The 26,132-nt window shown below is 62.0% G+C and carries 24 protein-coding genes; 8 read left to right on the forward strand and 16 right to left on the reverse strand.

What is annotated here, in order from left to right:
* Nucleotides 1-118: 118 nt before the first annotated feature.
* Genes K5Y35_RS13370 through K5Y35_RS13390 form a run of 5 tightly spaced genes read right to left on the reverse strand, consistent with a single transcriptional unit; the run spans nt 119 to nt 8,456 of the window.
* Nucleotides 119-1,522, reverse strand: a complete 1,404-nt coding sequence (locus K5Y35_RS13370; RefSeq protein ID WP_222834377.1) for an ATP-binding protein — start codon at nt 1,520-1,522, stop codon at nt 119-121.
* Nucleotides 1,519-3,333 (reverse strand): DAHL domain-containing protein, encoded by a 1,815-nt coding sequence (locus tag K5Y35_RS13375; RefSeq protein WP_222834378.1) that lies wholly within the window; start codon nt 3,331-3,333, stop codon nt 1,519-1,521. Before K5Y35_RS13375 ends, K5Y35_RS13370 begins: the two co-directional genes overlap by 4 nt.
* Entirely contained in the window at nt 3,330-4,283 is a 954-nt protein-coding gene (locus K5Y35_RS13380; RefSeq protein ID WP_123466151.1) for a cytochrome-c peroxidase, read from the reverse strand. Before K5Y35_RS13380 ends, K5Y35_RS13375 begins: the two co-directional genes overlap by 4 nt.
* 40 nt (nt 4,284-4,323) lie before the next feature.
* Nucleotides 4,324-6,198: a putative bifunctional diguanylate cyclase/phosphodiesterase gene (locus K5Y35_RS13385; RefSeq protein WP_222834379.1), complete on the reverse strand. Its 1,875-nt coding sequence runs from the start codon at nt 6,196-6,198 to the stop codon at nt 4,324-4,326.
* A complete protein-coding gene (locus K5Y35_RS13390) occupies nt 6,195-8,456 on the reverse strand; it encodes an EAL domain-containing protein (RefSeq protein WP_222834380.1) in 2,262 nt (753 codons plus the stop codon). Before K5Y35_RS13390 ends, K5Y35_RS13385 begins: the two co-directional genes overlap by 4 nt.
* A 254-nt stretch (nt 8,457-8,710) precedes the next feature.
* Between K5Y35_RS13390 and K5Y35_RS13395 the strand changes: the two genes are divergently transcribed.
* From K5Y35_RS13395 to K5Y35_RS13410, 4 genes are all read left to right on the forward strand, one after another.
* The gene (locus tag K5Y35_RS13395; protein ID WP_123466156.1) at nt 8,711-10,069 is read left to right on the forward strand and encodes an HD domain-containing phosphohydrolase; all 1,359 of its coding nucleotides are present in this window, start codon (nt 8,711-8,713) and stop codon (nt 10,067-10,069) included.
* Between the two features lie 71 nt (nt 10,070-10,140).
* Entirely contained in the window at nt 10,141-10,575 is a 435-nt protein-coding gene (locus tag K5Y35_RS13400; RefSeq protein ID WP_123466159.1) for an NUDIX hydrolase, read from the forward strand.
* Nucleotides 10,576-10,599: 24 nt separating this feature from the next.
* Nucleotides 10,600-11,238, forward strand: coding sequence for a LysE family translocator (locus tag K5Y35_RS13405; protein WP_123466160.1), 639 nt, complete (start codon nt 10,600-10,602; stop codon nt 11,236-11,238).
* Between the two features lie 2 nt (nt 11,239-11,240).
* A complete protein-coding gene (locus K5Y35_RS13410; RefSeq protein ID WP_222834381.1) occupies nt 11,241-11,759 on the forward strand; it encodes a GNAT family N-acetyltransferase in 519 nt (172 codons plus the stop codon).
* A gap of 87 nt (nt 11,760-11,846) precedes the next feature.
* Here the strand turns inward: K5Y35_RS13410 and metR are convergent, their stop codons facing one another.
* Together metR and K5Y35_RS13420 are read right to left on the reverse strand one after the other, a co-directional pair.
* A complete protein-coding gene (gene metR, locus K5Y35_RS13415) occupies nt 11,847-12,764 on the reverse strand; it encodes a transcriptional regulator MetR (protein ID WP_128615900.1) in 918 nt (305 codons plus the stop codon).
* Between the two features lie 136 nt (nt 12,765-12,900).
* Nucleotides 12,901-13,059 (reverse strand): hypothetical protein, encoded by a 159-nt coding sequence (locus K5Y35_RS13420; RefSeq protein ID WP_222834382.1) that lies wholly within the window; start codon nt 13,057-13,059, stop codon nt 12,901-12,903.
* Nucleotides 13,060-13,189: 130 nt separating this feature from the next.
* Between K5Y35_RS13420 and K5Y35_RS13425 the strand changes: the two genes are divergently transcribed.
* Both K5Y35_RS13425 and K5Y35_RS13430 read left to right on the forward strand, forming a co-directional pair.
* Nucleotides 13,190-14,224 carry an alpha/beta fold hydrolase gene (locus K5Y35_RS13425; RefSeq protein WP_123466166.1) on the forward strand — a complete coding sequence of 345 codons (1,035 nt, stop codon included), beginning with the start codon at nt 13,190-13,192 and terminating at the stop codon, nt 14,222-14,224.
* Between the two features lie 155 nt (nt 14,225-14,379).
* Nucleotides 14,380-15,045, forward strand: a complete 666-nt coding sequence (locus tag K5Y35_RS13430; RefSeq protein ID WP_128615901.1) for a DsbA family oxidoreductase — start codon at nt 14,380-14,382, stop codon at nt 15,043-15,045.
* Between the two features lie 11 nt (nt 15,046-15,056).
* Here K5Y35_RS13430 and K5Y35_RS13435 read toward each other — a convergent pair whose 3' ends face one another.
* From K5Y35_RS13435 to K5Y35_RS13460, 6 genes are read right to left on the reverse strand one after another with little or no spacing between them, the layout of a single operon-like run.
* Nucleotides 15,057-16,448: a sigma-54-dependent transcriptional regulator gene (locus K5Y35_RS13435; RefSeq protein ID WP_123466170.1), complete on the reverse strand. Its 1,392-nt coding sequence runs from the start codon at nt 16,446-16,448 to the stop codon at nt 15,057-15,059.
* A complete protein-coding gene (locus tag K5Y35_RS13440) occupies nt 16,438-18,210 on the reverse strand; it encodes a sensor histidine kinase (protein WP_123466172.1) in 1,773 nt (590 codons plus the stop codon). The genes K5Y35_RS13435 and K5Y35_RS13440 overlap by 11 nt, the downstream gene beginning before the upstream one ends.
* Nucleotides 18,207-19,334, reverse strand: coding sequence for a GNAT family N-acetyltransferase (locus K5Y35_RS13445; protein WP_222834383.1), 1,128 nt, complete (start codon nt 19,332-19,334; stop codon nt 18,207-18,209). The genes K5Y35_RS13440 and K5Y35_RS13445 overlap by 4 nt, the downstream gene beginning before the upstream one ends.
* 50 nt (nt 19,335-19,384) lie before the next feature.
* Nucleotides 19,385-20,263: an alpha/beta hydrolase gene (locus tag K5Y35_RS13450; RefSeq protein ID WP_123466176.1), complete on the reverse strand. Its 879-nt coding sequence runs from the start codon at nt 20,261-20,263 to the stop codon at nt 19,385-19,387.
* Entirely contained in the window at nt 20,260-21,654 is a 1,395-nt protein-coding gene (locus K5Y35_RS13455) for an aspartate aminotransferase family protein (protein WP_186748552.1), read from the reverse strand. The genes K5Y35_RS13450 and K5Y35_RS13455 overlap by 4 nt, the downstream gene beginning before the upstream one ends.
* Entirely contained in the window at nt 21,647-22,357 is a 711-nt protein-coding gene (locus tag K5Y35_RS13460) for an HAD-IB family phosphatase (RefSeq protein WP_222834384.1), read from the reverse strand. The genes K5Y35_RS13455 and K5Y35_RS13460 overlap by 8 nt, the downstream gene beginning before the upstream one ends.
* A gap of 230 nt (nt 22,358-22,587) precedes the next feature.
* Here K5Y35_RS13460 and K5Y35_RS13465 point away from each other — a divergent pair, with 230 nt between their 5' ends.
* Nucleotides 22,588-23,349, forward strand: coding sequence for a MipA/OmpV family protein (locus K5Y35_RS13465; RefSeq protein WP_222834385.1), 762 nt, complete (start codon nt 22,588-22,590; stop codon nt 23,347-23,349).
* 72 nt (nt 23,350-23,421) lie between these two features.
* Nucleotides 23,422-24,294 (forward strand): fatty acid desaturase family protein, encoded by an 873-nt coding sequence (locus K5Y35_RS13470; RefSeq protein ID WP_222834386.1) that lies wholly within the window; start codon nt 23,422-23,424, stop codon nt 24,292-24,294.
* 64 nt (nt 24,295-24,358) lie between these two features.
* Here K5Y35_RS13470 and K5Y35_RS13475 read toward each other — a convergent pair whose 3' ends face one another.
* Genes K5Y35_RS13475 through K5Y35_RS13485 form a run of 3 tightly spaced genes read right to left on the reverse strand, consistent with a single transcriptional unit; the run spans nt 24,359 to nt 26,065 of the window.
* Nucleotides 24,359-24,742: an EamA family transporter gene (locus K5Y35_RS13475; RefSeq protein WP_222834387.1), complete on the reverse strand. Its 384-nt coding sequence runs from the start codon at nt 24,740-24,742 to the stop codon at nt 24,359-24,361.
* 31 nt (nt 24,743-24,773) lie between these two features.
* Nucleotides 24,774-25,148 (reverse strand): transporter, encoded by a 375-nt coding sequence (locus K5Y35_RS13480; RefSeq protein WP_123466188.1) that lies wholly within the window; start codon nt 25,146-25,148, stop codon nt 24,774-24,776.
* Complete coding sequence (locus K5Y35_RS13485; protein ID WP_222834388.1) at nt 25,145-26,065, reverse strand: arginase; 921 nt, start codon at nt 26,063-26,065, stop codon at nt 25,145-25,147. Before K5Y35_RS13485 ends, K5Y35_RS13480 begins: the two co-directional genes overlap by 4 nt.
* Between the last annotated feature and the right edge of the window lie 67 nt (nt 26,066-26,132).

Below are 26,132 nucleotides of genomic sequence, written 5' to 3' on the forward strand. Positions count from 1 at the left end.
AATAAAAATAGCAGGCCCCCCCCGAAGCATTTGCCGACCCCGGCTCTGCCTTCACTCCAATAACATTCGGCGGATGGTCAGCCTTGATCACCTGGCGGTGCTGACATCTGAAACACCGTCATGCGGCGGGGCGGTTCTGGCGCATGGGCAGTTCGACGCGAAAGGTCGTGCCGACGCCCAATTCGCTGCGCACGGAAATCTCGCCGCCGTGTTTTTTCACGATGCCGTAGGACAGGGACAGACCCAGCCCTGTCCCCTGGCCCACCGGTTTGGTGGTGAAGAAAGGGTCGAAGATTTTCTGCAGGGTGTCCGGGGCAATCCCCGAGCCGGTATCGGCCACTTCAACCCAGGCAAGGTCTTGCTGCTGGCCGGTGCGCAAGGTGATGGTGCCGCGCTCCGGCCCCATCGCCTGCGCCGCGTTGACCACCAGGTTCATGATCACTTGATTGATTTGCGAGGGCAGGCATTCGATGTCCGGCAGTGTCTGATATTCCTTGACCACGTCGGCCTTGTATTTCAGTTCGCTGGCGACGATGTTCAGGGTCGATTCAATGCCCTGCTGCAGATTCGCCCACTGCCATTGCTGATTGGTGTCGACCCGGGAGAAATCCTTCAGGTCTTTGACGATCTGGCCGACCCGGCCGATGCCTTCCTTGGACTCGCGAATCAGCACGGGAATGTCCTCGAGGAGAAAATCCAGTTCGACGTCTGTGCGCAATTGTTCCAGGCGCGCCGCGGATTCTTTGTCCAGAGGCCCACCGAGCGTCTGGTAGGCGTCGAGCATGCTCAGCAATTGCTTGAAGTAACCGTCGAGGGTGCCGAGGTTGGAGGAAATGAAACCGATCGGGTTGTTGATTTCATGGGCCACGCCCGCCGCCAGTTGCCCCAATGACGCCAGTTTTTCAGACTGCACCAGTTGCCCTTCCAGTTGCTTGCGCTCGTCGATTTCCCGGCGCAGCTCTTCGCTGGCCTCTCTGAGCTGGGCGGTGCGCTGATCGACCAGGTGTTCCAGATGATGCATTTGCAGCGAAGCCTTTTCCGTCATCTGCCATTTGGTCAGCAGGGTGTTGGCCATCTGCTGGACTTCGATGTTATCGAACGGTTTTTTCAGGATCAGCAGGCGATCGTGGGCGTGCAGCCGCTCCAGCAATTCGTCCCAGGAGTAATCCGAGTACGCGGTACACACCACCACTTGCAGCTGCGGATCTTCTTGCCACAGATGTTCGATGGTTTTCGCGCCGTCCCAGCCATCGGGCATGCGCATGTCGACGAAGGCCAGCGCGTAGGGGCGTTGTTCGCGCAAGGCCTGCACCAGCTTGCCCAGACCTTCCTCGCCGCCATAGGCCGAGTCCAGCTCGAACGGCGGCCGTTCGGCACGAAGCTGAGCACCGAACAGGGCCGCCTCCATCTCGTCCAGCTCCACTGACTGCGCCGCCGGCGGCGCGAGTATCTTGCGAAAGTCTTCATGAATCGACGGCATGTCGTCGATCAGCAGAATGCGCCGGTTGGCCAGTTCGCTCATGCGTTCTCCGTGACGCTGATCAGGGGAATCTGCAAGGTGAACAACGCCCCCGTGCCCGGTCCGTCGCTGTGGGCGGTGAGGTGGCCGTTCATCTCGATGGCCGCCAGGGCACAGCTGTGCAGGCCGAAGCCGTGGCCTTCCTTGCGGGTGGTGAAACCGTGGGCAAAGATCCGCGTCATGTTTTCCGGCGCGATGCCTTCGCCATCGTCCTTGACGCTGATTTCGAGGAAGTTGTCATCGACGATCCTGACCGCCAGGGTCATGGTGCGGGGGCGGTTGCTGAGGTCGGACATGGCGTATTTGGCGTTGCTGATGAGGTTGATCAGGATCAGCAGCAAGCGGTGTTTGTCGCCCATCACCTGGGGCACATCAGCGTATTCCCTGACCACCGTGACATGGTGTCGGGTCAGGGCTCCGGCGTTCATGCGCAGGGCGTCTTCGAGCAGTTCGTTGATAAACAGCGGCTCGGTCATGCTGTTGGCCCCTGCATAGGATTGCTGGGTGGCGACGATGTCCTTGATGTGGTCGACGCTTTTGTTCATCTGGTTCAGTTCGTCGAGCATTTCCTGCTGTTCCTGGGCAATCGCGCCGACCAGCTGATTGAGGTAGCCGGGCAGCAGTTTGCCTTTGGCGTCTTCGCTGAGAAAGGCGCCGAGGTCGTGCGGGTGCTCGTTGATCAGTTGCATGGCCTTGCCCAGGCCCTGGGTCTTGCTGGCCCGCAGTTTACGTGCGATCAGGTCGCTGGAGATGTTCACGCTGTTGAGCACGTTGCCGACGTTGTGCAGCACGTTGGTGGCGATTTCCGCCATGCCGGCCTGACGTGCCGCGTCGAGCAGTTCGCTCTGGGCGTTCCTGAGTTCGCGGGTGCGCTCTTCGACTCTTTGTTCCAGCGCATCGTTGGCCGTTTGCAGGGCACTGTTGACCCGGTTGATCTCGGCGAAGCTGCCGATCAGGCGGATGGCCAGCCACACCAGCGACAGCATCAACAGCACCGAAAACAACAGCAGGTAGAAGTGGTATTGGCGGTCGACCCGATCGGCGCTTTGCTGGTCGTGATCGAGCATGGTGGTGATGTTGTCGAGGCGCTCGGCCACGGGGATGTTTTCGATGCTTTCGAGCAACTGATTGACCAGTGGCTGCTCGCGCGCAATCAGCGAGATATGACTGCTCATGATTTTGATCGGGGTCTGAAACGCCGGTGGCAGGCGTTGCGCGTTCACCTTCAGTTTGTTCAGGCCGACCTCGATATCCGCAGCCCGTTCGACGGAGGTGACCTGGGCGAATTCGAGGGCGCTGAGCAGCAGGTCGTAGGTGTCGGTGGTGATGTTTTGCAGCTGCAACTTATCGAAGTCCGACAGGCTGGCCAGTTGCTGTTGGATGTCGTCTTCAGCAGTGGGCAGAAAGGCCAGGGAGTTGCGCAACAGCGCGTTGTGCGATTTGAACTGTTCGACCAGACGGGTCTTTTCCTGCATCGCCCGCAGGAAGCTTTCGTGAGCCTCGTTCCATTGCGCCGAGTCGCTGCGCCCATGCCCGGACTCAATCGCGTCGAAGCGCGCCCAGAGCCGATTCATCTCGTTCATCGGCGACACCAGCGGGTCGTAGTTGTGGGTCAGCGCCACCCTGGCCTTGAGGATCTCGTTTTCCCACTGCGAATTCTGCTGTTTGATCTGCCGGATCAGGTCCCGCGACTCGGTGTAGGTCATGGTCTGGTCGGAGCTGGATTTGAAATACAGAAACAGCAGGACCGAGGCCAGTACCAGCACGACCAGTGTGAGCAACAGCAGACTGCGTCGCCGGGAGACGTTGATCATGGCTTGCCTGCCCATTGGCCGGTGAGGGTTTTGAGAAACAGAATGATCAGCCGCTTGTCTTCTTCGCTCGGCATGCGCCCCAACTGGTACTGGAACATCACGTCCACCGCCTGCTCGAGGGTGGGCGCCGAACCGTCGTGAAAGTACGGTGCGGTGGTCGCGACATTGCGCAGGCTCGGCACCTTGAACACGGCCCGATCCGCTTCGTCGGCGGTGACGTTGAAGCGGCCCTGATCGGCCACGGTCGGGTGGCCGCGATCGGCGATGTAGTCGCCGAACACGCCGAATTTCTGAAACATGTTGCCGCCGATGTTCACCCCCTGATGGCAGGCGATGCAGCCGTATTCCTTGAAGCGCTGGTAACCGTACTTTTCCTCCAGGGTGAGGATGTCGGTATTGCCCAGCAGGTATTGATCGAAACGCGAGTCGGGCGTGAGCAAGGTGCGTTCGAAACTGGCCAGTGCCTGCTGGACATTGGCCCGGGTCACGCCGTCCGGGTAGGTGGCGGCGAAATCGCGGCGGTAGTCGGGGTCGTTGGCGATCCGCTCGAGGACGGTGCTCCAGTCGCTGCCCATTTCATGCGGGCTGGTGATGACGACGTTGCTTTGTTCCTCCAGGGTTTCGACACGGCCATCCCAGAACTGGCGGAAGTTGAGGGCGGCGTTGAACACGGTCGGCGTGTTGACGGCCACTGGTTGGCCGTCGAAGCCCAGTGACAGGGCACGGTTGTCGGCCCCGTTCTTGTCCAGCTGATGGCAACTGGCGCAGGACAACGTGTTGTTGATCGACAACCGTGGCTCGTGGAACAACCGCCGACCGAGCTCCACGCGCCGGGCATCCTGCTGCGGTACGCCGGGCAACGGTTTGAGCGGTTCGTCCAGCGGCTCGGCACCGATCCCGGCGCAGAATCCGCACAGCAGCAACACCAGGGCGTGTTGAAGAATACTCATCGGCAATCGTCTCCCTGACGCGGGGCCGGTTTGGCGCGGCTCATGAAATCGTCCACGGCATGGGGTCGGTGCCGGCCAGCAAGCGCGCAAACGCGTCGGCCGGCAGGGCTTTGCTGAAAAAGTAACCTTGGCCTTCCTCGCAGTGATGCGCCTTGAGAAAGGCCAGTTGCCCGGCGGTCTCGATGCCTTCGGCAATGACATTCAGCCCCAGCGTCTTGCCCAGACTGATGATGGCGCTGACGAGGGCGGCGTCGTTGTGGTTGTCGCTCAGGCCGCGAATGAACGATTGGTCGATCTTCAGCACATCAATGGGAAACCGGCGCAGGTAACTCAGGCTTGAATAGCCCGTGCCGAAGTCATCAATGGCCAGCCGCGTGCCCAGCGCTTTCAATCGCGCCAGCGCTGTCATCGTCACGTCGATGTTCTGCATCAGCACGCCTTCGGTGATTTCCAGCTCCAGCCATTCAGGGCCCAGGCCAGTCTGTGCCAGCACCTGCTCGACGCCTTCGACGAAGTCACGCTGGCGGAAGTCGATGGGCGAGGTGTTGACCGACACGCGGATCGGCGGCAGGCCCGCGACTTGCCACGCCCGGGTCTGCCGACAGGCTTCGGCCAGCACCCATTTGCTCAGCGGCACGATCAGTCCGCTGTCCTCGGCCACCGGGATGAAGTCTGCCGGATAGACCCAGCCATGACCTGGTTTCTGCCAGCGCACCAACGCCTCGGCCCCGACCACCCGGGCACTGCGCAAATCGACTTTCGGCTGGTAGTGCAGGACGAATTCCTGTTGTTGCAACGCCCGGCGAATGCCCGACTCGATACTGTGTTGTTCGCGCGCGCGCAGGTTCATGGCTTCGATGAAAAACCCGATGTCGTTGGGGCCGGTTTCCTTGACGTTGCGCATCGCGGTCTCGGCCTTCTTGATCAGCTCGATGGCGTCCGGTCCGTCCTCGGGGTAGACACTGATGCCCAGACTGGCGGTGACGCTGACGTCATGGCCGGCAATCATCTGCGGCACGCGGACGGCGGCCAGCACTTTTTCGGCGACGGCGTGGGTCTGCTGAGGGTGGTTGATGTCACTGAGGATCACCACGAACTCGTCGGAACCGTAACGAAATACCGAGTCCGATTCGCGCACGCACAGCAACAGTTGCTGGCCGACCCGCTTGAGCATTTCGTCGCCCGCCGGATGACCCAGGGCATTGTTGATGCGCTTGAAGCGGTCGAGGCCGAGAAACATCACCACCAGCTGTTTGTCATGGCGCCGGCTGACCGCCAGCGCCTGGCTCAGGCGATCACCGAGCAGGGTGCTGTTGGGCAGGCCGGTGAGGCTGTCGTATTGCAACAGGTGCGAGACCTTCAGCAGCTCATGCACTCGCGCCTCGATGGTGCGTTCGAGGCCGAGCATCTTCAGGGCTGCGTCCTGGGCCAGTTGCCATTTCCATGTCAGGGCGTTGGCCATCTGGCGGATTTCCAGGCTGTCGAACGGCTTTTTCAGGATCAGCAACTGGTCGCCGAACTCCAGCCGTTCAGCCATCGCTTCCCAGCTGTAGTCGCTGTAGGCAGTGCACAAGGCAATTTGCAGGTTCGGATCGACGCGCCACAGCTGCTCGATGGTTTCCAGGCCATCCCAGCCGGGCGGCATGCGCATGTCGATGAACGCCAAGGCGTAGGGGCTGCCGTCGATCAGTGCGCGCCGGACCAGGGCCAGCGCTTCCTGCCCCTGATAGGCGGAGTCGAGCTGGAAGGTCAGGTGCGGCGACGGGCGGGTGCCGAACAGCGCTTGCTCGAGCTGATTCAGATCGGTCGCGTCCTGCGCCTGCGGGGCAAGGATCTTGCGGAAGTCGTCGTGAATCGCCGGGGTGTCGTCGATGATCAGAATGCGCCGGTTGGTGTGCGCCGAGGCTGTCTTCATGCTTCGTCCTCCTGCGCGGGCGGGGCTAGCTGGCGGTCGTCCCTGAGCAGGCGGCCCGCCTGCTCGGGGCTGACCGCGGCGCTGAAATACAGGCCCTGGGCGCTGGGCAGCGGGGCGACGGGGGGCACCACCGGCTGATCCACCGACGGCTGACCTTCGGCAATGATGCCGATGTCCAGGTCCCGGGCGAAATTGACGATGGCGCGCAGGGCGTTGGCGCCTGCTGCATCCTGAGTGGCACTGTCGATGAAACTCTGGGCGAGTTTGAGGTGGTTGACCCGGTAGGTCTTCAGGTAATCGAACGAGGAGTATTCGGTGCCGAAATCGTCGATGGCGATGGTTACGCCCAACTCACGCAGGCGCGGCAGGACATCGTTGTGCGTCCACTTGGTCTGGGCCAGTGTCGCCTCGGTGACATCGAAGCGCAGGTCCCAGGGCGCCAGCTCCCAGCGTGCGGTGGTGCGCAGCACGTCGTAGATCAGTTCGGGGCCGCTCTTGAGTTGCGCCAGCGAGAGCTTGATCGCCATGACCGGCGGCGCCACGCCTTCGTCGCGCCATTGCTGCATCTGCCGGCAGGCGCGGTCCAGCACCCAGCGCCCGAGGGGAATGATGGCGCCGGTGCGCTCCGCTGTCGGCACGAAAGCGCTGGCCGGCAGCAGGCCGAGGCGCGGATGCTGCCACTGGACTTGCGCCTCCATGCCGAGAATCCTGCCGCTGTGCCGGTCCATCTCCGGCGCGTAATGCAGTTGCAACTCATCGCCCTCCAGGGCGGTCATCAATTCACCGACCAGGGCCATGCGCTCGGCAACTTCCAGGGAAATCGCCTCGGAGTGGAAGTGATATTGGTTGCGGCCCATTTCCTTGGCGCGGTACAGCGCCATGTCGGCCTGGCTCAACAGGCTGTCGGCGTCGAGACTGCTGGCGCTGTAGCTGCTGATGCCGATGCTCACCGAAATGTGCAGGGCATTGCCGGCCAGGTGGTAGGGCGTCAGCAGCTTGTCACGCAGATTGGCCGCCATGGCGGCGGACCGGGTCGGGTCGCTGACGTCCATTTGCAGGATCGCGAACTCATCCCCTCCCAGGCGCGCTACCACATCGTTTTCGCGCACACCGGTCCTGATGCGCCGGGCGACTTCCTGCAAGAGCAGATCACCGACCGGATGCCCGAGGGTGTCATTGATACGTTTGAAGTGATCCAGGTCCAGATAAAACACGGCGAACGGCGCAGCGCCGCGACGCGCGGCGGCAAAGGCCTGATGCAGGCGTTCGATCAGTGTGGCGCGGTTGGCCAGTCCGGTCAGGCCGTCGGAGCGGGCCAGCAGGGCCAGTTTCTCCTCGACCAGTCGGCGCTCGGTGATGTCCAGAATAATGCCTTCGACTTCCAGCAGGCGACCGTCGTGATCGCGCACCGGGATGTAGCGGTTTTCCACCCAGCGCCAGGTGCCCTGGCCGGTGCGCAGACGAAACTCGATCGACGCCCCCGAGGCGTGGCGATCCAGCACCCGGGCCATGGCGGCATCGACACTGGCCTGATCATCCGGGTGAATCAGTGTCTGGGCCCAGCTCGCCGAGCCCACCAGATCGGCCGCGACATGGCCGTACCGGGTGATGTTGTGGGAGATGTACATCAGCGCGAATGACGGGTCGCCGCGCAACCGGTACAGAATGGTCGGGCTGTTCTGCACAATCATGTTGGCGTCGGACAGTTCCCGGGTGCGCTCCTGAACCGCCTGTTCCAGCCGGCTCAGTTTCAGTTCGGCGTCTTCGGTCATTTGCCATTTGACCGTGAGGGCGCTGGCCATCTGACGGATCTCGATGGCGTCGAAAGGCTTTTTCAGAATCAGCAGGCGGTCGTTCAGTGCCAGGCGCTGGTCGATGTCTTCCCAGGAGTAGTCGGAATACGCGGTGCACAGCGCGACCTGCAACTTGGGGTCGACTTGCCACAGGCGTTCGATGGTTTCCAGACCATCCCAGCCTGGCGGCATGCGCATGTCGATGAAGGCCAGCGCATAGGGGCGGTTTTGCGCCAGCGCGGCTTCGAGTTTGTCCAGCGCTTCGCGGCCCTGAAACGCCGAATCCAGTTCGAATGACGGGGTCTGCGTCGTGGACGGCGTGCCAAACAGCAGGTTTTCAGTGGCGCCCAGACCATTATCCACGGCAATCGCGGGGCAGAGGATTTTGGCGAAGTCGCCATGAATCGCCGGGCTGTCATCGACGATGAGCACGCGACGATTGACCCGGGCCGGTGGCAGGTTCATGCCGCACCGCCCTTAAGGTCATGTGTTGTCGTCATCGGGAGCATCCTTTCCCTCTTCGCGGGCCTGTTTGCCGGCCGCCGCAGCCGTTCAACGTTGTTTAGCATAGTTGCCCCTGCGGCACTTCGCCTGCGCAGCCACGCCGAAAATTTGCGTGAAGCCTGCGAAAAATCATCTAGCCTTGCACTCAGACGCGGGCCAGCGGGGCGGTAGGCCCAAGGGTCAATCACCGTCACCGTTTCACTTGAGGTCATGCCATGGAAGAGCCAACCGTCCCGACGCCGAGCCACCGCCCCAAGGTGCTGCTGGTCGATGACGAGGAATCGATTCTCAACAGCCTGCGCCGGCTGTTGCGCACCCAGCCCTATGATCTGTTGCTGGCCACCAGCGGTGCCCAGGCGCTGGAGATCCTGGCGCAGCAACCGGTGGATCTGGTGATGAGCGATGCGCGCATGCCCAACATGGACGGTGCTTCGCTGCTGACCCATGTGCGCGAACGCCATCCGGCCGCCGTGCGCATCATGCTCACCGGTTATGCCGACCCCACGGCCATCATCAAGGCAATCAACGACGGGCAGATTCACCGCTACATCAGCAAACCGTGGAATGACGAAGAGTTGTTGTTGATCCTGCGTCAGGCCCTGGAGCACCAGCACTCCGAACGCGAGCGCCAGCGCCTGGAACGCCTGGCCCGGGTGCAGAACGATCAGCTGCGGCAACTCAACAGCACCCTGGAAAAGCACGTGGCCGCGCGCACCGCCGAACTGCAGCAGACCGCTGACATGCTCGATCTGGCCTACGAAGAGCTCAAGCACAGTTATGTCACCGGCACCGAAGTGTTCTCGCTGCTGGCCAATCTGCGCCTGCCGCCGGCCAAACAGACCAACCGGCAGATCATCGAACTGGTGCGCGGCTACTGTCAGACCCATGGCCTGGACGAGGCCGTCAGCCGCGACCTGGCGATGGCCGCGGCGCTGTACAACGTCGGCAAACTGAGCTGGTCCGACACGATGATGGTCACCCCTTCGGATCTGTTGCGACACACCGACCGCGACCGTTATCGCAGCTACCCGAAGCAGAGCGAATCGGTGCTGATGACCCTTGACCCGATGAAGGATGCTGCGCGGCTGATCCTGCATCATCAGGAGCGCTGGGATGGCAGCGGCTTCCCCGACCGGCTCAAGGGCGAGGCGATTCCGTTCGGTTCACGCCTGCTGAAGCTGGCGGTGGACTTCGTCGAACTGCAGCGCGGGCTGATCCTCGAACGGCAGATGAACACCGATGAAGCGCTGCTGTACCTGCGTCAGTACGCCGGACGCCTGTACGACCCGGACCTGGTCGAAGATTTCATCCAGGTGTGCGCGGCGTTCCTCAGTGACATCACCCTGATTGATCCGGCGGTCAAGGTGCTGACCACACGGGATCTGGCGGAGGGCATGATTCTGGCGCGCAACCTGAATGCCGATAACGGCATGCTGCTGCTCAATGCCGGCAAGGTGCTCAGCGGCTTGCTGGTGGAAAAGCTGATCGCCTTCGAAGCGATGGAGGGGGGTAAATACCAGATTTTCGTCAAGGTGCCCGAGGCGGTGGAAGCGGCGCTCAAGGCTCAGGGATGAACCTTGGCGAGATGACGCCAGTGGGCGGGACATGGGATCCTTGCGGTTTTTCCACGCCGGTAGCTGCCCCCATGACCTCTGCATCCGTTGTATCCCCACGCCTCATTCGCATCGCCGCCGCGCTGTTGCTTGGCCCTGACGGTCGCACGTTGCTGGTGCGCAAGCGCAACACCCGTGCCTTCATGCAACCGGGCGGCAAGATCGAGGCTCATGAAACACCGCTGCAGGCCCTGGCCCGTGAGCTGGAAGAAGAGCTTGGATTGCGCATCACTGCGGAGCAGGCGTCCTTCCTTGGCCAGTTTTCCGCGCCCGCTGCCAACGAGCCGGGCTTTACCGTACAAGCCGAGCTGTTCCAGCTGAGCATTGCTGCTCAAGTCACGCCGGCGGCGGAAATCGAAGAGGTGATCTGGATCGACCCGGCCACTGACGGCGATGTCGAACTGGCGCCATTGACACGCGACCTGATCCTGCCGTTTTATCGTGATTCGCTGACCGCCATCGCCTGATCCTCTTCGCAAAGGACGCCCCCCATGATCCCGCTTCAAGACCTGCTGATCTTCGCCGCCGCCGCGTTGTTGATGGTGCTGACGCCGGGGCCGAACATGATCTACCTGATCTCGCGTTCGATCTGCCAGGGCCGCAAGGCCGGCGTGACGTCATTGCTCGGCGTGGTGGCGGGGTTCTTTGTGCACCTGTTTGCTGCGGCAGCGGGGTTGACCGCGGTGTTTCTCGCGGTGCCGATGGCCTATGAAGTGTTGAAGTGGGCCGGCGCCCTGTACCTGTTGTGGCTGGCCTGGCAAGCGGTGAAGCCCGGTGCGCGCTCGCCGTTCGAGGCGCAGCAGTTGCCAGCGGACTCGTCGCGCAAACTGATCACCATGGGCTTTCTCACCAGTGCGCTGAATCCGAAAATCGCCGTGTTTTATCTGTCGGTGTTTCCGCAGTTCATCACCCCTGAACACGGCTCGGTGTTCACCCAGAGTATCGTTCTTGGCCTGACCCAGATCAGCGTCAGTTTCACCGTCAATCTGTTGATCGCGCTGTTCGCGGCAGGCATTGCGTCGTGGTTTGTGCGCAACCCGACGTGGCTGGCGCTGCAGCGTTACTTCATGGGCCTGGTGCTCGGCGGGCTGGCCGTGCGCCTGATGCTTGAACAACGCAGGACGGCTTGAACATGTGGATCGAGCGGCTGGATGCCAGTCATGCCCTGGCGTACCGGGAACTGATGCTTGAGGCCTACGACCGCCATCCGCAGGCGTTCACCTCCAGCGTGCGCGAGCGGGCGACCATGCCGTTGAGCTGGTGGGAAGCGCGTCTGACCAGCAAGCTCGATGCAGTGCTTGGCGCCTTCGAGGGTGGCACGTTGGCCGGTATCGTCGGTCTCGCCTTCGAACCACGGGAGAAGGCCCGGCACAAGGCAACGCTGTTCGGCATGTATGTATCAGCGGATTTTCGTCGGCACGGTCTGGGCCATGAACTGGTGCAAGCGGCGCTGACCGAAGCACACAACCACCCCGCGCTGAAACTCATCCAGCTCACCGTCACCGCTGGCAACGATGCTGCGTTCAATCTGTATCAGCGTTGCGGCTTTATCCAGTTCGGCCTCGAACCGCTCGCGGTGCGCGTAGGCGAAGACTACTTCGACAAGATCCACATGTGGCGTGAACTCGTCCCTACGGCCTGGACGCGGTGATTGTGGCGAGGGAGCAAGCTCCCTCGCCGCAGGGAGGGTTGTTGTCCGGGAAAAATCCGGCGTTTGAACCTGCCCCTTCCAGATCTTTCAGCGAACAGCGCTGACGCCGTCGAGGGTCGAGAACGAGGTGTCCTTGGCCGTCAGGAGGAAATCGCGCATGTACGGAGCGTCGAGCATGTCCGCGCGAATCGCCGCGTACAGCGTGGCAAACAGGCCTTTCTCGCCCAGGCGCTTGCCCTTCACGTAACCGCGCGAGCTGTATTCATGCAACGCCCAGTGCGGCATGCCGCAGACGCCGCGGCCGCTGGCGACCAGTTGCATCATCATGACCGTCAGTTCCGAGGTGCGTACCTGCGCAGGCTCTATGTCGGCCGGTTCGAGGAAGCGGGTGAAGATGTCCAGACGATCGCGTTCCACCGGGTAGGTGATCAGGGTTTCTGTCAGCAAGTCTTCCGCAACGATGTACGGCTTGCTCGCCAGTGGATGCTGGTTGGCAACCGCGAGCATGGCTTCGTACGTGAACAGCGGCACGTACGTGATGCCGGCAATGTCCAGCGGGTCGGAAGTCACCACCAGATCCAGATCACCACGGGCCAGCGCCGGCAGGGGGGCGAACGAGAAACCCGAGGCCAGGTCGAGTTCGACCTCCGGCCACGCATCGCGGAACTGGTCGATGGTCGGCATCAGCCACTGGAAGCAGCTGTGGCATTCGATGGCCATGTGCAGGCGTCCGGCGGTGCCGCCGGCGAGGCGGCCGATGTCACGCTCGGCGGCACGCAGCAGCGGCAGTGTGGCGTCGGCCAGTTGCAACAGGCGCAGACCGGCGCTGGTGAACCGCACCGGTTTGGTCTTGCGCACGAACAGCGCCATGCCCATGCGCTCTTCCAGTTCCTTGAACTGGTGAGACAACGCCGATTGGGTCAGGTGCAGGCGATCGGCGGCATCCACCAGGCTGTCGGCTTCGCGCAGGGCGTGCAGGGTTTTCAGGTGGCGAATTTCAAGCACCGGCTGGCTCCATGAGGAAAACTTGTGACAATTGCGAAAGCGTTGAGTTTGTCTCATGTTGGCCGAGCTGTCGATATTCGTAGCGTTTTTTACCCAGGCCCGCGTCGATGAAGACGCGGGCTTTTGCGGATTCAGCTCACCTGCTCGAAATGCACCAGCACGACCGACCGCCCGCCAATGTTCGCGTACGCAGATCGGCGTAGTCGGCGAGGGTGAGGAAACGCTGCTCGGGCAGTTTCAGATAGGTTTTCTCGAAGGCGCGGAACGCCGGCTGCGCCAGCTCGTGGCGGTACACAGTTATCGCCGCAGGCGCGGCGCCGACCGCTCGGCACTCTTCATCAAACTGTCATCGAACTGTGGCAGCGCGCTTGAACAAACTTCATCAGACTCGCGCTCTACTGGGGTTCTGCGTTTCGGTGTTTTTCATGTTCAAGGGATTTTTATCAATCGCGGCCGTATTGGCTGCGCTGTTGTTCGGCCTGCCGGCTGCGGCGGCCTCGCGATGCGACGTCAACGTGCCCACCGAACGGGTCGATCTGCCACAGGTCAGCCTTGCTTACCAAAGCATCGGCCGTGCTCAGGATCCGGCCCTGTTGCTGGTCATGGGCCTGGGCGGGCAGTTGATCCACTGGCCCGACGAAGTGGTGGTGGCGCTGTGTCAGCAAGGCTTTCGGGTGATTCGCTATGACAACCGCGATGTCGGCCTGTCGACCTGGCGCCAGGCACCGGCCGAGGCCAACCTGACGTTCGAGGTGTTGCGCTACAAGCTCGGCTTGCCCGTGTCGGCGCCTTACTCGCTGACCGACATGGCCGACGATGCACTGGGCCTGATGGACGCGCTGCACATTGACCAGTTTCACGTACTGGGCGCGAGCATGGGCGGGATGATCGCCCAGCATCTGGCGGCAATGGCGCCGCAACGGGTGGAAAGCCTGACCTTGATCATGACCAGTTCCGGTGCCGAGGGCTTGCCGGCGCCGAGCGCGGCACTGGTGCAATTGCTGGCACGTCGCGGCGCGCCGAATCGCGAGGTAGCACTGGAGCAGCAGGCCGATTTACTGGCGGCGCTGGGCAGTCCGTCGGTCACGGATGATCGGCAGATGTTGCTGCATCAAGCCGCGGTGGCTTATGACCGGGCATTCAATCCGGAAGGCGTGAAACGCCAGATCATGGCCATTCTTGCGGAGCCGAGCCGGGTGGCATTGCTCAATCAATTGCGCGTGCCAACGCTGGTGGTGCACGGCACGGCCGATCCGTTGCTGCCGGTGATGCACGGCGTGCATCTGGCGGCGCATATTCGCGGCAGTCAGTTGAAGCTGATTCCAGGGCTGGCCCATCGTTTCCAGGAGGCGTTCAAGGCGCCGTTGCTGGCGGCGGTGTTGCCCTATTTGCAGCAGCATCGAGAAGATACCTCGCATTGGGCGCAGATCGAGCCGGTGGCGGCGGGGAATCTGCTTTGACTCAAGGGCCCCATCGCGGCAAGCCCGCGCCCACACCTATTGCGTGAATCCTGTGGCAGCCGGCTTGCCGGCGAGGGGGCCATCACTGTCACCGCAGCGCCGGGCAGGTGTATCGTGCAAACTTTTCCGCACGATTTCCGCCTGCGAGGTGTGTGATGAGTTCCGCTTTGAAAATCGATTTTGTCAGCGACGTCTCCTGCCCGTGGTGCGTTGTCGGCCTTTACGGCTTGCTGCAGGCGCTGCAAATCCTGCGCGACGAAGTGCAGGCCGAGATTCATTTTCAGCCGTTCGAACTGAACCCGAAGATGGGCCCCGAGGGGCAGAACATCACCGAGCACATCGGTGAAAAATACGGCTCGACCCCGGAGCAGTCGCAGAAGAACCGCGAAGCGATTCGGGCCCGTGGTGCCGACGTCGGATTCGCCTTTCGCACCGATGGCAACAGCCGCATCTATAACACCTTCGATGCCCACCGGTTGCTGCACTGGGCGGGACTGGAGGGTAAGCAATTGTCGCTGAAGGAGGCGTTGTTCAAGGCGTACTTCACCGATGGCGGCAACCCGTCCGATCACGCGCAATTGACGCACATTGCCGAAGACGCGGGGCTCGACCGGCGGCGGGCAGCGGCGATTCTGGCGTCCGACGAATTTGCCGACGAGGTGCGCGCAGAAGAGCAACTCTGGCTGCAACGCGGCGTGAACTCAGTACCGACCGTGGTCTTCAACGGTCAGTACGCCGTCACGGGCGGGCAGCCGGTGGACACCTTCGTCGGGGCTATCCGGCAGATCATGAGTGAAGCTCGGGGCGGCACGGTCAACTGAGCGCGGCGGGGTCACCGCACGATCTTGTCGACGTGGATCCCGAGTTTCTTCAGGCGATACCAGAAGCTGCGTTCGGAGATGCCGATCAACTGCGCAGCCGCAGCCTGTACCCCGTTGCTCTGGTGCAGGGCGGCGAGGATGCAGGTTTTCTCGACCTCGGCCAGCGCCGCGTCGAGATCCGCCGGCACACCGTTGATTTCGTTCAGCGGGCCGCTGCTGTCCGAGGCTTGCGCGGCGAACAGATACGCCGGCAGATCCTGTTCCTCGATGATGTTGGCCGATGCGACGATGGTCGCGCGCTCGACGCAGTTCTGCAGTTCGCGAATGTTGCCTGGCCACGAGTAGCGCGTCATCGCCTGCAAGGCCGGCGCGCTGAAGCCGCTGATGCGTTTACCGGCCTCGGCGCCCAGCGTATGGGCGAAATGTCGGGCGAGCGGAGCGATGTCTTCGACCCGTTCACGCAAGGCCGGCAGTGGAATCGGGAATACGTTGAGGCGGTAGTAAAGATCCTCGCGAAACTCTTTGTTGGCCACCGCTGCGAGCAGGTCCTTGTTGGTGGCGGCGATCACCCGCACATCGACTTTGCGCTCCTTGGTATCGCCCACCGGTTCGATCACCCGTTCTTGCAGGGCGCGGAGGATTTTTGCCTGCAACGCCAGCGGCATTTCGCCGATTTCATCAAGAAACAACGTGCCTTTGTCGGCTTGCTGAAAGCGCCCGATGCGGTCGGCCACGGCGCCCGTGAACGCGCCTTTGCGATGGCCGAACATTTCACTTTCCAGCAGTCCTTCGGGGATCGCCGCGCAGTTCACCGCGACAAACGGTTTGTCGGCGCGATTGCCATGCTTGTGGATGGCCCGGGCGACCATCTCCTTGCCGGTACCACTTTCACCGCTGAGCAGCACGGTCGCCGCGCTTTCGCGCAGCGACTCCACGGCTTGCAACACGCGGCGAAAACTCGGGCTGTCGCCGATCAGGCTGTCGATCTGCTGATGCTCGTCGAGTTCGGCACGCATGCGCTGGTTGTCTTTGAGGATGTCGCGAAATTGCAGGGCCTTGCTGACGGTGATGTCCAGTTCGTCGATGTCGAACGGCTTGGCGATGTAATCGAACGCGCCGTTGCGCATCGACTCCACGGCATTTTTCACCGTGCTGTAGGCGGTCATGACAATCACCGGCAGCTGTGGAAAGCGGCTTTTCACTTCCGCCAGCAACTGCGCGCCGCCCATGCCGGGCATGCGCCAGTCGCTGATCAGCAGGTCGATGTCTTCGTTCTCCAGCACCTTGAGCGCGTGCAAGCCATTGCCGGCGGTGAACACCGTGACGCCGTTCTGACCGAGGGCCGAGGCCAGCAGGTCACAGAGTTTCGGTTCGTCGTCCACCACCAGAATGTTATGCGTCATCGTCTGTCTCGTCGAAGTCGTCGCCATTGGCCGGAATGTACAGGCTGAACGTGGCGCCGGCATCTTTTTCGCTGACGCACTCCACGCGCCCGTTGTGGTTCTCCATCACCGAAAACACTTTCGCCAGGCCCAGGCCGGTGCCGGAAGCCTTGGTGGTCACGAACGGGGTGAAGATACGTTCCAGCATGTCGGCCTCAATCCCTTGCCCGGTGTCCGCCACGCTGATCACGGTGCAGGTGCCGGCACTGGCGATGCCCAGGGTCAGGCGGCCGCCGTCGGGCATGGCGTCGATGGCATTGACGATCAGGTTCAGGCCGGCCTGTTTGAGTTGCTTGATATCGGCATAGATCGTTGCGCCCGGCGCCTGATCGTGGATGTGCAGGTCGATCTTGTGGCTGGCCAGTTCCGGCTCGCAGAACCCGGCCAGTTCATCCACCAGTGCGCGGGCGGACTGGGTGGCGCGGATTGGCGCGCTGGGTTTGGCGAAGTCGAGAAACTCGGTGATCAGGTCATTGATCCGGCTGACTTCCTTGACCACGTATTCCAGGTGACGCTTGTCGGTTTCCGGCAGGTCGGCGCGCCGATGCAGCAGTTGCGTGGCGGTCTTGATGATGCCCAGCGGATTACGGATCTCATGGGCCAGGCCCATGGCGACTTCGCCCAGTGCGTGCAGGCGATCACGGCGGCGCAGTTGCGATTCCAGATGCTGTAATTCCTCCAGACGCTCGCTCATGTGGTTGAACGTGCTGCTCAGTTCTGCCAGTTCATCACCGCCATTCACGTTCAGGCGTTGATGGTAATCACCGGCGATCACCGCTTGTACGCCTCGGGCCAACCCGCGCAACGGCTTGGTCAGGCGTTGCGAGACCAGCCAGCCGACTGCCAGCGACGCCGCCGAACTGAGCAGGAAAATCAAGATGAACAGGTTGCTCTGATTGACCAGGCCGACGAGGCTGGTGTGGCGCAACAGACCACTGAATATGACGCCCTGCAACTGGCCGTTCTCGTTGAAGATCGGGCGATAGATGCCGCTGTAGCGATTGGTGAACTGTTCGAACGGGCCTTTGGTTTCGCGCAGGATCTGCTCGATTTTTTCCGGCACTTGCGCGGGATGATCCTGGAAACGCTGGGTGGAGAAAATCTCCGAAAAGTCATCGCCCTTGGCCAGGTACAGGCGCAAGTCCAGCGAATGCACGTCGGCAACACTGGTCAGGAAGCTGTTGTCCAGGTAAGTGCCGACGATCATTTTGTAGTCGACGCCGTCCTGATCGGTTTCGAAAGTCGAAATCACCGTGCCGGTGGCGACGCCGGCGACTTGCAGGGTTTGCAGCACCGCTTTGGGGGCCGTGCTGATCTGGCTGACGATGTTGTCGTCGGCGGTACTGAATACCACTTTGTGATCGCTGTTGCGGATCAGCGCCACGACATCAATGCCCATCGAGTCGGCGATATCGGCGATCAGTTTGTCGTGTCTGGCGGAATGGCGGTCGACCGGCGGGCGAGTGTGGCGCATGAACAGCTGCGCAGCCCGGGCGTTGTCACGGAGGATTTCGGTGATTTCGTCCTCGACGATCTTCGAGGATTCCTGCAGCCAGATGCGCACGTTGCTGTCGAAAATCTGCGACAGCGTGGTGGCCGCCAGTTCGGCCGCGATCATGGTCGGGATCACGCTCACCAGCCAGATCGCCAGCACCAGTTTGCGTTGCAGGCTCCAGCCGGAAAGGGCGAAAGGTCGGGCGACAGTGCGTCGGTCTTTGTTCATTCTATTTCGCTTAATGCAGCAGCCATGGCAGGGTCGGAGCGATCCGGTCGGACAAACATTTTTACCAGTCCCAGCAGTCGGTTGAGTAATGGATTGCGATGACGGAAAAACACCGTATGCCCGACAAACGAGCACCCCAGGCGCAGCTTGGTGGCATAGCCGGCTTGCCCGCAAGCATAGGTCGCCAGTTTGTGCTCAATACAATAGTCGACATTGACCAGCCAGCTTTGGGTGTAAAGATTGTACTGGCGGGTGCGGGCCAGATCGTGGGCGAAAAACTTGTCGATCATGCGGCGCCCGTCGAGCAGCACCAGATTGAACGCCACCAGTTCGTCGCCAACCCAATAGAGCACGCAGGCCGCGCGTTCGTCGAGGTGGGCGAGCACTTCGCAAAAGTACGCCGCCGGCAGGCATTCGAAGGCCAGATCACTGCGGGCGAGGGTGGCTTCGTAGAGCGCCATCATGCGCGGCAGCAAGTCGTGCACCGAACGTCGCCATTCGGTGCGCGGGCCGTGGTTGCGCAAGGTGCGGCGCAGGTCCTTGCGCGTGGATTTGCCGAGGCTGCCCAGGTAGGCATCCACCGAGGCGAAACGGATCGGCAATTCGGCGCCGGGCAGGCCGGGCATGCTTTGCATTCCGGCCTGGCGGCAGACGTCCAGCCATTGCGGGTCGCGATGCGAAGCGTCCTTGACCGCCAGCAGGCCAATCCCGAGCTGGTCGGCGTCCTGTTTTGCCAGGTGCAGCAATTGCGCGAGCAGTGCCGGGCGCTGCGCAGGGGCAATGTGCGAAGCCGTGCCGACATGGCACTGCTCCGCCACCGGTGAACCGAGGGCGTACAGACGGATGACGAACAGCCCGGGCAGGCGCCGGCGCAGCCATTGGCTGACACGCTTGCCCGCGCCCTGCAGAGTGGTGTCCAGCGAATAGGCGGTGCTGAACGCCACCGCGCCTGCGATCAGACGGCCGTCTTCATGCAGGGTCAGATAGCGCCAGTGAAAACCGTCAATTCCCGCCCGTTCCACCGCGCGGTAGTAATCCCAGTCTTCCAGTTCATCGGCAAAGCAGTCATTCCAGGCACAGCGATCAATCGCCTCGATGGTTGAAAAGGCTTGCGCGGTGATCACGTCGGTTCCTTATGTCGGCGAGTCGCATGGAGGCGGACGGCGGCCACTGCTCAAGCCAGTTGCCGGGTGTCCAGTGGCGCTGTCCCGGGGTGAATGATCGCTGGCATGATGCCGCGCTGGATGAAGTCGGCGCTCAATTCCACGACACGCCGGTACTGCAAGTCCACGGTGATCATGTGATAGCAGTCGTCGAGTAGCACCTTGGTCACCGGTCCGCCGAGTTTGCGTTCCACATAATCGGCGTTCCAGCGGCTGGTGATGTCGTCCTCGATGGAGTGCAGCACCAGTGCCGGCGTGGTGATCGACGGCATGCTTTTCTTCACCACGGCATTGAGCCGGTGCAGTTCCCGCACGGTGATGCCTTCCATGGTCAGCAACCCGGCCTGACTGCTCTGGCCCTCTTTCATCTGCCGTTCGACGATCGCCCGCAGGCGCTCGTTCTTGATGCCGTAGGGCGGCTTTTCTTCGAAACTGCACAGGTGCACGCCGAACGGGATTTTCATCAGCAGCGGGGTGAGGAACGCCAGTTTGTTGATGCTCCAGCCGTCGTAGCGCAGCGTGGTCGAATACAGCAGCAAACCTTCGATCTGTCCCGGGTGTTCGGCAGCCAGGTACATCGACAGCACCGCGCCCATGGACAAGCCACCGACGTACACCTTGCGGTGCTTGCGGCGCACGCCGACGAAGGTGTTGCGCGCGCTTTCGTACCAGTCGCGCCAGCCGGTGGCCTGCAGGTCGGCATTACCGCCGCAGTGCCCGGCCAGGGTCGGCACATAGACCGTGTGCCCGGCTTTCGCCAGGCCCACGGCCACCCGACGCAGTTCCGTCGGGGTGCCGGTGAGGCCGTGGATCAACACCACCGCGACCTCGCCGTTGCCGAGAACGAAACCGGCGTTGCCTTCGCCCATGTCGATCTCTGGTTCGATCATCGTTTCATTGCCCGATGCAGGAGGCGGTCGAGCAGGGCCAGGCCCAGATCGATTTCCGCATAGCTGATTTCCAGCGACGGTGCCAGGGTGATGACGTTCTTGTAGTAGCCGCCCACGTCAAGGATCAGGCCCAGACGACGGCCGTCGATTTCAATGTCGCCCTTCATGCCTTCTTCGACCATGAAGTCGAGGGTGGCCTTGTCCGGGGTGAAACCGTCAGCGGTACAGATCTCGCAGCGCAGCGCCAGACCGAGGCCGTCGACATCGCCGATGATCGGGTAGCGCTTTTGCAGATCCTGCAGGCCTTCGAGGAAGTATTTGCCCTTGGCCATGACCCTTGCGCCGTAATCGACTTCGCTGGTCATCTTGAACATTTCCAGACCTACCGCAGTACCCAGCGGGTTGGAGGCGAAGGTCGAGTGGGTCGAGCCTGGCGGGAAGACTTTCGGGTTGATCAGTTCTTCACGGGCCCAGATGCCGCCCAGCGGGTTGAGGCCATTGGTCAGTGCCTTGCCGAAGACGATCACGTCAGGTTTGACGTCAAAGTGTTCGATCGACCACAGCTTGCCGGTGCGGTAGAAACCCATCTGGATTTCGTCGACCACCATCAGGATGCCGTGCTGATCCAGCACGTGCTTGAGTTCGCTGTAGAAGTTCATCGGCGGGATCACGTAACCGCCAGTGCCCTGGATCGGCTCGACGTAGAACGCGGCGTATTCGCTCTGGCCGACTTTCGGGTCCCAGACGCCGTTGTATTCAGTCTCGAACAACCGCGCGAATTGCTGCACGCAGTGGCTGCCGTACTCTTCCTTGGTCATGCCTTTCGGGCCACGGAAGTGGTACGGGAACGGGATGAACTGCGCACGCTCACCGAAGTGCCCGTAGCGGCGGCGATAACGGTAGCTGGAGGTGATCGACGATGCACCGAGGGTGCGGCCGTGATAACCGCCCTCGAAGGCGAACATCAGGCTCTTGCCGTTGGTGGCGTTGCGCACCACTTTCAGCGAGTCCTCGATCGACTGCGAACCGCCGACGTTGAAGTGCACCCGGCCGTCGAGGCCGAATTTTTTCTTGGCGTCGACCGCGATCATTTCCGACAGCTCGATCTTGCCCTTGTGCAGGTACTGGCTGGCGATTTGCGGCAGGGTGTCGATCTGTTGTTTCAGTGCATTGTTCAGGCGCGGGTTGGCGTAACCGAAGTTGACCGCCGAGTACCACATCTGCAGGTCGAGATAGGCCTGATCTTCGGTGTCCCAGACGTAGGAGCCTTCGCAGCGGCTGAAGATGCGCGGCGGTTCGATGTAGTGAACGGTGTCGCCGTAGGAGCAGTATTTGGCTTCTTTTTCCAGAAGGACCTGGTCTTCGGCTGTCGCGATGCGGATATCAGACATGGTGTAGGGTTTCCTGTGCTTCAGAAGGGGTTTCGGTGCTGAAAGTGACGGCGTTGGCGGACGGGGCCAGAGGCAGGCGGGCCAGCAGGTGTGGCAGTTCGGCGAAGCTGTCGAAGCGCGCGTAGGCGATGCCGTTGCGCTCGCAGTGCTCGGCCAGGCGATCCCTGGCGAAAACGAAGTCGGCGGTGGACGCCACGCACATGTCGGACTGGCCGTCGCCGATCACCAGCACGCGTTTGCTGTTCGGCGTGGACTTGCATTTGCAGTTGCCGGACGCGGCGCGGCAGGCGTCGCTGGCGTAGGGGAAATCAATGCGCCACTTGTCGTGGTCGATCTGGCGCAGGCGATTGGCGAGGATCGGCAGGAGCGTCACGTAGTTGCGCGCAAGAATTCGCGCGATGCCTTGTTCGATACCGTCGCTGACCACTTCCAGCGAAGCGCCGAGGCCGATCACGTGGTCGACGAAGTCGGGGAAGTCGGGATCAATGTCGATGCTGTCGAAGAACTCGAGCAGTTGCGCAGGCGTGGCCTTGATCAGCGCCAGCTGACGGCTGAGGCATTCGCGGGAACCGATCTTGCCCTCCAGCCATTCGTTTTCGATGGCTTCCCAGCTCGGGTCGGCGAAGCGTTCAAGGATGCTGTCGATCACGTCGGTACGGGTGATGGTCCCGTCGAAATCACACACGATGTGCCAGTCAATCATCTGCAGTACCTGTTGGGTCGAGGCAGTTGTCAGGGTGCGCGGTCTGCGCCTGGCAAGGGAGAGAGCAGGGACTGTGCCAAATGGCCCAGGCCCCGTAGTGGCGGGGGTGATACGGTTTTGTCGCCATGCGCGGCTACAATTTTTGTAGCTTGCTACAAACAACATGAGTGCTTGCGCCAGGGACGGTATCCGGGGATTGATGCGCGCAAGTTCAGAAAAGGAATGACCTCATGCAGAGGAAGACACTGGCGTTATTGGCCGCACTGGCCAGCTTTTCCGGGGCCGCGCTGGCGGATGGCATTACAGGCGAAGCAGGACTCGGGGTGGGGTATCAACCGCATGATCCGACCGGCAGCCGTTACGAAACCCGACCGATCCCGTATCTGGATCTGGACTGGGGCGATGTCAGCCTCGGTACCGACGACGGTTTGACCTGGAGCGCCTTGAAAACCAACGGTTTCAGCGCCGGGCCGTACATCAACTACCTCTCCGGGCGCACCGCCAACGGCGAGTTGCGTGGCCTGCGTGATGTGCCCGACATGGCCGAGGCTGGCGGCTTCGTGCAGTACGCTCCGGCCGATTTCTGGCGCGTGTTCGCCTTCGTTGGCCAGGCCGCCGGCGGTGGCAGCGGGCAGGGCGGCGTGTTTGGCAAAGTGGGCGGTGAAATCGGCTATCCACTGGGCGGCGGGGTGATTGGCAGCAGCAACCTGACCGCGCATTTTACCGATGCGCAGGGCACCCAGACCTTCTTCGGTGTCAGTGATCGCGAAGCGCAGGCCTCGGGCATCCGCGCGTACAACGCCGGCGGTGGTTTGCAGAACGTGGCGCTGACCCAGAGCTTCGAGTTTGCGCTGGCGTCGCACTGGTCGCTGGTCACCAGCGCGAGCTGGATTCACCTGACCCGCTCGGCGGCCGACAGCAGCATCGTCAAAGCGGTGGGGGATACCAATCAGGGTGAAGTGCAGGCGGCCATCGCCTACAAATTCGACTGATTGCGCACGCGGGCGAATTGGTCTGCGGTTTGCAGACAGCCATGTCGAATCCATTCCTTCAGGATGTTCTTCATGGCTCGCCCTGCTTATCGTCTGTTGGCCCATTCGTTGTGGGACCTGATCCCCATCGCATTGGGCATTGCCCACTTCGCCTGTGTCCTGTGGCTGGTCTCAGCCTTTCATCAGCTGTCCTGGTGGGCCTTTGTGCCGCTGGCGCTGGGCTATGCGATCAGCCTGTCGTGGAGCATCAACAGCATTTCCCACAACCAGATCCACAACGCCTACTTCACCCCGGCGTGGCTGAACCGGGCGTTCGATCTGCTGTTGTCGGTGACCATCGGTTTTTCACAAACCCTCTATCGTGATATCCACAACCGGCATCACCGTGGCAACTCGGACCGGCCGGGAGCGGACGGCAAGACGATTGATCCGCTGTCGATTTATCTGCGCGGCAAAAACGGTCAGCCAGAAAATCCCTGGGCCTACACGTTTCTGAGTTTTTTTCGCGACGATCCCACGCCGATCTACGAAGAAATGCGCCGCAAACGGCCGAAGGACGCGCGTTGGGTCAAGGTGGAAATCTATGTGACGCTGGCGTTCTATCTGCTGCTGGCGGTGTACGACTGGCAAGCGGTGCTGGTGCTGCTGCCGTTCTGGTACCTGGGGCAGGCGTTGTCTTCGCTCAACGGTTATTACGAGCATTTTGGCGGCAACCCGGACTTGCCCATCGCGTGGGGCGTGAGTGCCTACAGCCCGCTGTACAACCTGTTGTGGATGAACAACGGCTATCACGCCGAGCACCACTATCGGCCGAAAATGCACTGGACTCAGGTCAAGGCCTATCACCGGCAGATCGCCCGGCAGCAGCAGGAAGCGGGGGTGAAGGAGATCGCGTTGGCGCATGGTCTGGGGTTCTTGCAGAACCACCAAAAGCCTGACGCCTGAGCGCTTTGTGCAGGCTGCGATCTTGGTTTTTCAAGATCAGAAAACGCAGCCTGCACGGTCGATTTCAGTGTTCTTCGCCCTCGGCAAGCAGGGCAATCCCGCCCATGATCACCGCCACGCCGACCCAGTGCAGCACGCTGATCTGCTCGCCCAGCCCCAGCCACGATCCCAGCAGCACGCCGACAAACACCAGCGAACTCAGGGGAAACGCCAGTGACAGGCTGCTGCGGCGCAGGATCAGCATCCAGACAAAAAACGCGCCGATGTAGCAGGCAATCGCCACCCACACCCCGGACGTCATGACGATGCCTTGCAGCCATTGCAGGCTGAAGTCCATCTGCCCCAACTGATCGCCGCCGACCTTGCTCGCGATCTGTCCGCCACTTTCCAGAATGATCAACAGCGCCCACAGCACGATGGTGCCCAGGCGCCCGTGGAGCCAATGCATTGCATCGTTCCTTTGCAGTTCCAGGCGCGCTTCAGACATGGCCGGCACACACGAGCATCACGCCCGCCGTAATCACCAGCGTACCCAGCCAGCGGCGCCGGCTGACGGTTTCGCCGAGCACCACTTTGCCCGCCAGCACCACGCCGCAATAAGCCAGCGCCGCCGCCGGAAACAGCAGGCTCAGTGGCGCCCGCGACAGGGCTCCGAGCCAGACGAAGAACTCGATCGCATAAGCCCCGATCCCGGCCCACAGCAGCGGCGCGTTGAACACCTGGCCCCAGAACACCTGCAGGCGAAAACCACCCTCCAGCGCCGGCAGGCGGTCCAGGCCCAGTTTGAAACAGAGCTGGCCGATCACATCCAGAACAATCGACAAGGCCACTAGCACAATCACGGTAAATGTCATGGAAACAACTCCTCGAACAGCTCGATCAAGGCTTGATTGGTCGCCGAATTGCGCAGGATATCGGCGTCGCTCCAGCGCTCGGCCGGGGGCTGGTCGGTCTTCGCTTCCCAGCGTTTGAGCAGGTTACTGAAGGCCGGGCGTGCGTATTCGCCGCAGATGTCGATGCCGAGGACCCGCTTGCTCGCCGCCAGAGCGCGCAGGGCCTGGAGCATGTGGCTCAGGCGCATGCCGCCCTGATCCCAGTTGGTGGCGGCGTCTTCGCTGGCAAGCACGTCCTTGTCGATGGTGATCCACACTGCCTCGGTCGGCAGGCTGGCGATCATCTTGTCGAGGAACTGGCGCCAGTCGAGTTCCGACAAGTTGTGCCAGTGCAGCATGTTTTCCTGTTGTGCATGCCCGGCGCCGTCGCCGACCCGTCCCCAGACTCTGGAGGGCGCGTGCTGCCACGGAAACAGCTGCAGCACCCCGCGTCGGAGGGCCGCGAGATTGCCGCCCTTCAATTGCGGGTTTTGCAGGTCATCGCTGCACGGGCCGAGCGTGACGATGCGGCGGATGTTCGGCAGTTTCAGCGCCTGATTGACCCACGAACCACAATGCCGACGCGGCGCAAAACGCACCCAGTCGGGGTGATTGTCGAAGTGGATCAGGCTGACCGGCTCGGGCAGGTCGGTGAGAAACGCCGGGGTCAGGTGGTGATAATCACCGGAACCGACGAAGAAGATTTCCGGCGCCGGGCCGCTGTGGCGCGGCCTTTGCTGCAAGCGTTCGGCGAAGCGCCGCCAGGTGCGTTCGCTGGACCAGAGCCGGAGTTTCGGGCCGAGGTCGAGCAGGTCCAGGCGTCTGGCGCGGCCACTGTCGAGCAGTCGCGCAATCGGTGCCTGGGCCGTCAGGCTGTGGTCGAGATCTAAAATGTTCAAGGTTGCTATTCACCCTTGGCAGACCCTGCCAGACACCGGCCTCATCCATCATGAGCACCAGCCGGGC

The organism is Pseudomonas sp. SC3(2021) (assembly GCF_019856535.1).
GTDB classification, from domain to species: domain Bacteria; phylum Pseudomonadota; class Gammaproteobacteria; order Pseudomonadales; family Pseudomonadaceae; genus Aquipseudomonas; species Aquipseudomonas monsensis.